We start from the raw sequence: 8,849 nt of genomic DNA, 5'->3' as shown, positions 1-8,849 counted from the left end.
TTACTGCGGTGGCATCACGTCCTGGCGTGCGGCCGGTAAAGCTCGATTCGGCATTGAGCACCAGATTGACGTCACCTGCCGCCCAGCGCTCGGCGTTAAGCGTGTGGTGGCGCCCCACGCAGGCCATGCCCAGGGCGCTGAGCAGCTCCCGCAGCGAGGCTAAATCCTCAGACTCAACGGCGATCTCCAGAAAGGCGACCGACTCGATCGGCTGCGGCGCGGGAATCCCGCTGTCGCCCTGCATGCTGCGCAGCAAGTGGTAGGAACGCAGCCCGTCCCGGGCCGTCTGGTCGCTGTGGCCCATGCGGAAGACATCGTTAAAGATCTCGTGGGAGAGCGGGCCGTCGTAACGGGTCTCATCCAACATGGCCATGAACTTATCCATCTGCAGCTCACCCTGGCCGGGGAAGCAGCGATAGTGGCGGCTCCACGACAGGTGATCCATGGAGAGACGCGGCGCATCGGCGGTCTGAACCAGAAAGATGCGATCCCCCGGAATGCGACCGATGGTGCCCAGCTCCGTCTGGCGGGAGAAAATATGGAAGGTATCCAGTACCAGGCCGACATTGGGGTGGGCTGCGCGGCGCACCACCTCCCAGCTATCGCGGTAGTCGTGAATATGGCGGCCCCAGGCCAGCGCCTCATAGGCCACGCGGAGATTACGCCGCGCGGCACGCTCGCCGAGCTCATAGTAGTCATCGGCGGCGCGGCTCAATCCCGGTAGCGAATCAAGGTGGACGGTACTGCACGCCATGAGCAGATCCGTGCCGAGCTCCTCCATCAGGTCAAACTTGTGCTCGGCGCGGTCAAAGGCCCGCTCCCGTGCGCGGCCCTGGAGACCCTCAAAATCGCGGAACGGCTGAAGCGTCACCAGCTTAAGGCCGCGGGAGCGAATCAACTCACCCGCTTCCCGCGGCGTGCCGGTGAACGCCGTTAGGTCATTTTCAAACAGCTCCAGCCCCTCAAAGCCTGCCTGGGCAATGGCATCTACCTTCTCTTCCAGGGAGCCGCTTAAGCAAACCGTGGCAATGGATGAGTACATGGCATTACGCTCCTTGCATTGAGTAACATCAGTAACCCGCCAGGCGTGGCAGGAAGGTGACTAGCGTGGGTGCTTTACCTACACAGCTTCTCAACCTGTGCCCGTGCTTCGGCCAGTGCTGTACGCCTGGCGTCTCCTTCACCCATGCCAGGTAGTTCAAGAGCTGCATTCCATGTACCGCGTAGAGCTGAGAGCATGTCCGGAATGGGTAGTGCGCCTTGGCCAGGCATGAGTCGGCCGCCACGTGCTTCGGCAATAATATCGCCTTGAAGCTCAGCCGTGGCGTCGCAAATCTGCACCAGATTGACGAGATCCGGTGGCAGCGTGGCTAACTCTTCAGCAGTTCCGCCTGAGCGGGCAAGATGCAACAAATCCACCAGAATTCGTGCATTGTGCTGTTCAGACTGCGCTACCACCTCACGTGCATCCGACAGCGTGCCAACAGCACGCCAGCGCATGAATTCAAGATGGACAAGCAGCCCGTGTGCTGCTGCGTTTTTGCAGATTGCTGCAAAGCGGTCAATCAACAACGCTCGATCATCGATATCACCGGTAACAATCAATCCGGTTGCTCCCAGCTCCTTTGCTACTTGCAGAAGAGGTCGTAGGGTGTCCGGCGCAAGGTTGTGGGTGATCGGCACTAGCTCTATTTCGCTAATAGCTACGCCCCGGGAATGGGCATAATCACGCAGCGCCAGTGTCTCGACAGAGCCAGGAACCATCGGGTAGACGGGCGTGCCGGCCGCCGCTGAATGTAGGCGCAGCGCGACCGAAGCATGCCCAGTGTCGGCCGCCAAGTCGATGAGCGCAGCAGGCTCGAGTTCCATTGCACTCAAATGCGCGAGTCCGATGGGATGAGCCATTAGTAAGTCGCCCGCCCGCCCGATGCATCGAACACGAAGCCCGTGGTACATGAGCATTCAGGACTAGCTGCGAAGGCCACGACAGCTGCCAGCTCCTCAATACCGAGTAGGCGTTGCATCGGGATCTTCGCTTTCGAAGCAGCGATATGCTCTGCCGTCATTTGCTCTAATAGTTCTGTTTCAACCATTACCGGGGCCACAGCATTAACAGTAACCCCGCTGGTCACTAGCTCTTTCGCGAGCGACTTCGTGAAACCGATGGCTCCCGCTTTAGCCGAAGCGTAGGCAGCGATGCCGGGTACTCCTTCCTTTCCAGCAATGGAGGCGACGGTAACAATGCGTCCGTAGCTCTTTTCAACCATGGCGGGTACGAAGGCGCGGCTAACCAGGAACACGCTATCAAGGTTCACTTGTATCACCCGTCGCCATGTCTCGAAATCATAATCAGCCACGGGGACGACGGGCCCATTAATTCCCGCGTTATTTACAACAATAGATGGAGCGCCATACGTAGTCAGCACTGTTTGAGCGGCAGTGGCAACACTTTCGGGATCAGCAACATCGACGGCCATGGTGTCAATTGGCTCGAAACCCGCAGCCACTGAGTCGAAATACTCGGGCCGGATATCCCAGATAATGACCTGCGCGCCGTCTGCCGCCAGGCGCTTAGCGATCCCACGTCCAATGCCGCGAGCCCCTCCGGTAATGATCGTGATTTGCCCTTCCAGCTTCCTTGTCATGATTCTACTCCAGCGTTCGCTCGGTAATATTTGATCGTCTGTTTCAGCCCTTGAGAAAGTGGTGTGGGCGACCAGTCCACCAATATGGCTGCACTGTCATCGGGTGGCGGAAGCACAATTGGCATCGGATCCCCCGTTGCTGTAACCGAGATATCCTCGCTGGCCTGCTCGTCAAGCATGCGCGCCACCTCGACGGCCTCGATTCTTTGGCCGAACAAATTCACCACGTGCGCGCCCGCAATATCGGCTTTCAGTGCGGCCATAAAGGCTGTGGCCACGTCTGCGACATAAATCATGTCAAGCAACCCTGTAAAGGGAATCGTGAACGATCGACCTTCAGCCACAGCACGTGCAGCAAGGCTTGGTCCAGCAGAAAGGCCTATCTCACGACCAGGCCCGTAAACCACATAAGGCCGCACCCCGACGGAGGCGAGCCCATCATTATCCCAGAAAGACTGCGCGCAGATTTCGCCGGCCAACTTAAAGGCCCCATACAGCGTTGTTGGCTGGGGGGTTGAGCCCCCGCTAGGGCCGTAAACCCCGGCAGAACTCATGTAGATCACGCTCTTCTGGTTGAGTGTTTGTGCGACAGCAAAGACGTTAAGCAGGCCGATCAGATTCACTTCAGCCCCGAGCCGAGGGTTAGCACGGCAGCCGGGAGTCAGCATGCCTGCTAGATGAATGATGCGCTCCGTCCCCATGGCTGCTGCTTGCAACTGATCGGTGTCCCGGATATCGCCTATGTGCCAATTGAGCATGTTGGCGGCATCCGAGCCACAGATCGCGGCCACCAAACGGCGATCCTCTTTCAAGTCAAATACGACGGGGCAGTAGCCCTCAAAGAGTAGTGCGCGCAGTGTCCAAGCGCCGATGAAACCCGCGGCCCCAGTCACAAGAACTTTGGGCGCCTCTGCGGAGGGGAGTGGAGGGAAGGCAAGATCACTCATGGGCATCGACATCGCTCAGTACGTGCTGGGTTTGGTAAAGCGTGATGCAGTCAGACGCAAGTGCTCCCAGGTGATTCTTAAGCGCCACTATCGCCGCCTCAACAGAGGCACGATCCATTCCTTCAACCAACAGAGCAACGGCGACGGTAATGTCTTTATCGCGAGATTCGCGGAAGATTTTCTCCTTTGTGGGCTGCTGGCCAGTGGTAGGATCACCTTCGAGCGCATGAGCTGCCAATATGCCATCAAGGTGCATTATCTTATCTATCCAGTCGCCGCTAGCGAATGCGGTTGCCGTGTCTCGCTTATCTTCTCCAAACTCAAAAGTGGCGATCCAACCCCCGACACCACGCCCTGCACTGCCAAGGACACGGCAAATCGTCCGCGAGGGCGCTATGTATTCCGATAAAATTCGCTGCGTCCAGGGCGTTGGGTCGTTAAGGCGCGCAAGATAAGGCGAAGACTCTAATGTCTCAAGCGTGCGAGTCTCATACATCATAAAGTAGCGACGGTGAGCCGGCGTTCCTTCCACCGCAATACAGCGTCGACCACGAAGGAATCCCGGAACCGACATTCTTTCAGGCATGTGCTCAAGGCTGTGCCAAGCGTTGTAATCCGTCTCTGCTACCTCGGTCACACCGCCCCAATTGGCAAGTATTCCTTGCCCCAAAAATCCCGTCATTATTTGGTTCTCCTGCCGCATTGCCTAAGGAACTGCAGCTGATGACTCAGTAGAATAGTTTTGGTAGTGCCAGCGTCAGCCAAGGCCAGAAGGCCACGAGGCACAGCGCCAGCATGTTGACGGCCAGGAAAGGCAACGAGGCAATAGATAGGCGCCCAACACCGACTCGCGCAATCACCGAGCCTAGATAGATACAGTTGCCCACGGGTGGCGTTACCAGGCCAATCCCTAACGTCATGATCATAATGATGCCGAAGTGCACTGAATCGTAGCCTGCCGCCTCTGCCACAGGCAGCAGTATTGGGGCGAAGAGCACCAGTGCCGGGACAAGATCCATGAACATCCCAACCACCAGCAAAAAGAGAATGATCAATAGGATGATCATCCAGGGGCCATATCCAACCGTGTCAAAAAAGCGTACCAAGGTGTCTGGGTATCTCTCCACAGCAACAATCCAGGCTGTAACGGAGGTGGTAGCGAGGATAAACAGTGGCACGGCCGTGTTGATCGCAGAGTTAACCAGAACCTTCCACATCTGTATCAGCGTCTGATCACGATAGACCACACCGCCTAGCAGCAGCGCATAGATCACGCCGATAACACCCGCCTCTGTCGCCGTCGTCAGTCCACTTACAATGGCACCGAGCAGGAAGACCGGAAGCAGCAGCGAAAGAAAGGCACTTTTAAAGCTCTCCCAAAGCTCCCTGCGGGTGGCACGGCGTTCGCGGCGTGGCCACTTTTTGCGTTTGGCCATCGTGAAGACCGCCGCCATCAGCATCAGACCCACTAACAAGCCAGGCACAATCCCCGCGAGAAATAGCTGACCCACGCTTTCACCCACCGTAATACCGTAGAGCACCATGGGAATTGAGGGTGGTATCAGTACGCCGATGGTGGATGAGCAAATGGTAATGGCACCCGCATCTTCTCGGGTGTAACCCTGCCGTTCCATTGGCGGTACCATGAGTGAGCCGAGCGCCGCGGTATCGGCCACCGCCGACCCGGAGATACCGCCAAAGAACATGGAGGCGGCAACATTCACTTGTCCCAAGCCACCACGAATATGCCCAACAACTGCATCGGCGAAACGCACTAGACGCTGCGCAATAGACGTTTCGCCAGCCAATGCTCCTGCAAGAATGAAGAGCGGCACCGCAACCAGCGAAAACGACGAAATGGCATTCACCATTTTGTGCCCGATGATCAGCAGCGGGTAGCTGCCATCCAGCCAAATAGCGATGGTAGCCGCAAGCCCCATACCGAAACCGATGGGCACGCCAATGAGCAGCAGCAAGACAAAGACGAGTGCGATTGTCAGCAGCATTTGTTAGTTTCCTATCGGATTAGTTTTATTATGCGTCGCGTCTGACCGCAGCCTTTAATGCCGGGCCCAACCGTTCTAGCACCATGAGCACGATCAACGCCGAGGAAATGGGTATAGCGCCATATACCCATGCTTTAGAGATACGCAATGCTTCAGTAAACGAGGTCATACCCTGTTGTGTTAGCAGAGCGCCCTGCCACAACATAATGCCGAAGAAGACTAGCGTCACCATCAGCACAATCACCTCGTTCCAGCGACCGAGCCAGCCTGGCAGCATTTCGCTCACCACTGTGAAAGCGATGTGCGAGTGCTGGTGGTAGGCGGCAACGCTGCCGAGAAAGACCAGCCAGACCAGGATGATGTTCGGCACTTCAGTCCCCCAATAAAGAGAAGATTGAAGGAAGTAACGATAGACAACGCCCAGCGTGACGACAGCCACTAGCGCAGCCAGCAGTAGGCCGATCAGGATCTTCAGGATCCGGCTAATCAGTTCCATGGTTTCAATCCTGGCCAGCGGTGCGGACGGCTTCAATTAGATCGGCGCCAATGCGATCTTCATAGGCTGCCCATGAAGCCTCGGCACCAGCGCGAAAACTGTCACGATCCACATCTGAAACGATGGTCATACCACGGTCAGACAGTTCATTCACCAACGCTTCGTTAGCTTCACGTGTAGCTTGCACCTGCGCATCACGACTGATCGTCGCTGCTTCCATGACGGCTTCTTGCAAATCGGAGTCTAAGCCTTCCCAAAAGCGGGCTGACACAATGAACTCCGATGGGATCGAGGCATGCTCAGTCAGCGAAAGCGTGTCCTGAACCTCATCGAAACGCGAGTTAACGATAACCTCAGGTGGGTTTTCTTGCGCGTCCACTACGCCTTGCTGAAGTGCCGAGTAGAGTTCAGAGAAATCGAGAGGTGTAGGGTTTGCGCCCCATTCACGAAAGGCGATGAGCCATGGCTCAACATTGGGCACCCGGATATCGAGCCCCTCCAAGTCTAGGGCATTGCGGATTGGTACTCCAGAAGTGGTAATGTCGCGGAAGCCCAGCTCGCCCCAACCCAGCACCTTGAAGCCATTTTCGTACATGATGTCGTCTAACGTCTGCTGAACCTCACTACCGCTGCGTAGTACCTCATCTAGATGGTTGGCATCTCTGTAGATCATCGGCAAATTTAGAACTTCGAGTCGCTGATCAATCTGGCCGTGACGTCCGACTACGGCTCCTTCAATCACACCAAACTGCATACCTTCAAGGTATTCCGTCTCGGTTCCGAGTTGGGCATTTGGGAAAGCCTCGACCTCAATTTTACCTGGAGCCAAGCGTTCTAGCTCGACCGCGAAATCCTCAATCCAGGACTGGTAGCTATGAGATGCAGGCATAGAGTGTGCTACGCGAAGCGTGATCGTATCTTGTGCAGTGGCGTATTGGGTTCCCAGCGTTATTGCAACAGCAACCGCTAAGGTAAGGGGCTTCTTAAACATTTTGTTCTCCTTTGTTTTTAAGATTACTGGCGGCCTCACTGATAGAAATCTAGTTCACTGACATACAGTATGTCAACAGGAAGATAATGAACACTCAGGAGCATCTTTGCCTTATGGCAGGATGTAAGCACGGGCTCTTAATGAATGGAAAAAGCCTACATTCAGTCTTTTCAACGGGTTAGCTTGCTTCTGTCTCAGACGCAACTTCATGCCCCCAGTAAACTATGGCGTTTCGTGGAGTGACTCTGGAAGATATTGGATTGTGTAACAGGATGGCGGGTAAGTGAGGTGCTGTTAGCAACTCCTTGGGGCTAAGCTAGTCTCTTTGATAAGTATGAATTCGAGGTGGTTGAGCTTATATAGAGAGCATCCCATTCAGCGAGCAAGCAAGGGTAGCCACTTATTAGGCCTGGATTCTGCGAAACAAAGTTCAAGCCATCGTTATCGATTGGTTTGAATAGCTGAAGGGAGGGTTTAAAGACACGTACGCCGTATATAGGCAATATCACCCTTATGCGAAAAAGGGTGTCGAGCCTATGGCTGTCAATTCGGCAGGTATTAGAGCGAGGCAAGCGCCTTCACATAGTTTTCTGTCATTGCCGAGATATGCTGCTCTAAGACGATAAGAAGCTTTTCCTCATCCCTTTCCTCGAAAGCGTTCCCGATGGCTAAATGCTCATCATAAGCCCTCGTGCGGTAAATCTGCAGCGGCACCGAAAGGTGCGCCCGAAGTGCACTAATCCGTCCCGAGATCAGCTCGTAAGCTTGTCCATAATAAGGGTTACCGCAGAATTCGAAGAAAGTGGCATGAAAGGCGTCGTCAGCCACGGTGTAGGCTAGTAACTCATCATTGTTACGCGCGTGGCCCATGCTTTCAATTATACGGTTCAGTGCAGTCGACGTTTCGGCGGGCGCGCTGTTAATGGCCAGCTTCGCTGCACCCAGTTCCATTTGCCGGCGGAAGTCGACCAACATCTCAATGTCGCTAGCATCTGGACGGAAGACAATGCTGCCTCGACGAGGTAGCACTGTAAGCAGTCCCTGGTGCTGAAGAATCGAGAAAGCCTCGCGGACAGGGGTTCTGCTAACACCCATTTCGGTCGCTACACGCTCTTCCGAGAGCATTTCTCCTAGACCAATCTTAGTGGAGATGATTGCCGCCTTCAGTTCATCCGCTACTTCCATAGCAAGAGTTCGCGGACGTTTAATGCGTCCTAAGTTCATGGTTTGCTTGCTGGGCATATTGGTCTAGTTATCCTCTTTCCGGCTTTTATAGCCCATTATAAATCGCCACTATAAAAAAAAATCTACCATTAGCATACAGTATTCAATTTCTTACGTGCCTATCTTTCCAAATACAACTCTGAAAATAAGTCGTATTGAAGTGGATCATGTCGATTTATATAGCACTCTCTGGTTGAAGCTATCATGTAACCTGAAAAGGGGAATTAGGTTGAATTTCCTCATAGACCTGTCGTTCTGACAATGGTTGAGGTTGGTGCTTTAAGCACGAAAACGCAGCTCCCTTGCATCTGTTCGAGCTTCATGGCCCGAGCTTTATGTTACGAATTGAGCAGATAGAGGAGATCAGCTGTTCAATATAGCGGTATCACCTGCGGTTCGAACTGTTCAGAGGCGATGCAATCGGTGTTTTCAGCCCGCAGACGGTCAGGGTCAAACCGCAGCATCTTGAGCGCTGCCGTTAATTTCCGCTTCCAAGCGCTGCTGCGCGGTGACGCGCACAAAAGCATTCGGCGCACCCAG

At 54.8% G+C, this 8,849-nt stretch carries 9 protein-coding genes; all 9 read right to left on the bottom strand.

Going from position 1 to position 8,849, the window contains the following annotated elements:
• Positions 1-1,042 (bottom strand): sugar phosphate isomerase/epimerase family protein (locus YERSI8AC_RS00120; protein ID WP_159178006.1); only part of this gene is annotated, 1,042 nt, incomplete at its 3' end.
• Positions 1,043-1,116: 74 nt separating this feature from the next.
• Entirely contained in the window at positions 1,117-1,905 is a 789-nt protein-coding gene (locus tag YERSI8AC_RS00115) for a sugar phosphate isomerase/epimerase family protein (protein WP_159178007.1), read from the bottom strand.
• Positions 1,905-2,645: an SDR family NAD(P)-dependent oxidoreductase gene (locus YERSI8AC_RS00110; RefSeq protein WP_138799606.1), complete on the bottom strand. Its 741-nt coding sequence runs from the start codon at positions 2,643-2,645 to the stop codon at positions 1,905-1,907. The genes YERSI8AC_RS00115 and YERSI8AC_RS00110 overlap by 1 nt, the downstream gene beginning before the upstream one ends.
• Positions 2,642-3,592 carry an NAD-dependent epimerase/dehydratase family protein gene (locus tag YERSI8AC_RS00105; protein ID WP_051430510.1) on the bottom strand — a complete coding sequence of 317 codons (951 nt, stop codon included), beginning with the start codon at positions 3,590-3,592 and terminating at the stop codon, positions 2,642-2,644. Before YERSI8AC_RS00105 ends, YERSI8AC_RS00110 begins: the two co-directional genes overlap by 4 nt.
• Positions 3,585-4,274 carry a DUF4286 family protein gene (locus YERSI8AC_RS00100; RefSeq protein ID WP_141440250.1) on the bottom strand — a complete coding sequence of 230 codons (690 nt, stop codon included), beginning with the start codon at positions 4,272-4,274 and terminating at the stop codon, positions 3,585-3,587. The genes YERSI8AC_RS00105 and YERSI8AC_RS00100 overlap by 8 nt, the downstream gene beginning before the upstream one ends.
• A gap of 46 nt (positions 4,275-4,320) precedes the next feature.
• Positions 4,321-5,598: a TRAP transporter large permease gene (locus tag YERSI8AC_RS00095; RefSeq protein WP_027958702.1), complete on the bottom strand. Its 1,278-nt coding sequence runs from the start codon at positions 5,596-5,598 to the stop codon at positions 4,321-4,323.
• A gap of 28 nt (positions 5,599-5,626) precedes the next feature.
• Positions 5,627-6,094: a TRAP transporter small permease gene (locus tag YERSI8AC_RS00090; protein WP_141440251.1), complete on the bottom strand. Its 468-nt coding sequence runs from the start codon at positions 6,092-6,094 to the stop codon at positions 5,627-5,629.
• 4 nt (positions 6,095-6,098) lie between these two features.
• Positions 6,099-7,085, bottom strand: a complete 987-nt coding sequence (locus YERSI8AC_RS00085; RefSeq protein WP_159178008.1) for a TRAP transporter substrate-binding protein — start codon at positions 7,083-7,085, stop codon at positions 6,099-6,101.
• 558 nt (positions 7,086-7,643) lie between these two features.
• The gene (locus tag YERSI8AC_RS00080; RefSeq protein WP_141440253.1) at positions 7,644-8,327 is read right to left on the bottom strand and encodes a GntR family transcriptional regulator; all 684 of its coding nucleotides are present in this window, start codon (positions 8,325-8,327) and stop codon (positions 7,644-7,646) included.
• Positions 8,328-8,849: the final 522 nt, after the last annotated feature.

Origin of the sequence: Halomonas sp. 113, from assembly GCF_904067645.1 — a bacterium.
Classification (GTDB): Bacteria; Pseudomonadota; Gammaproteobacteria; order Pseudomonadales; family Halomonadaceae; genus Vreelandella; species Vreelandella titanicae.
The sequence above is the reverse complement of the archived record's forward strand: the minus strand, read 5'-3'. Positions and strand labels throughout refer to the sequence as shown.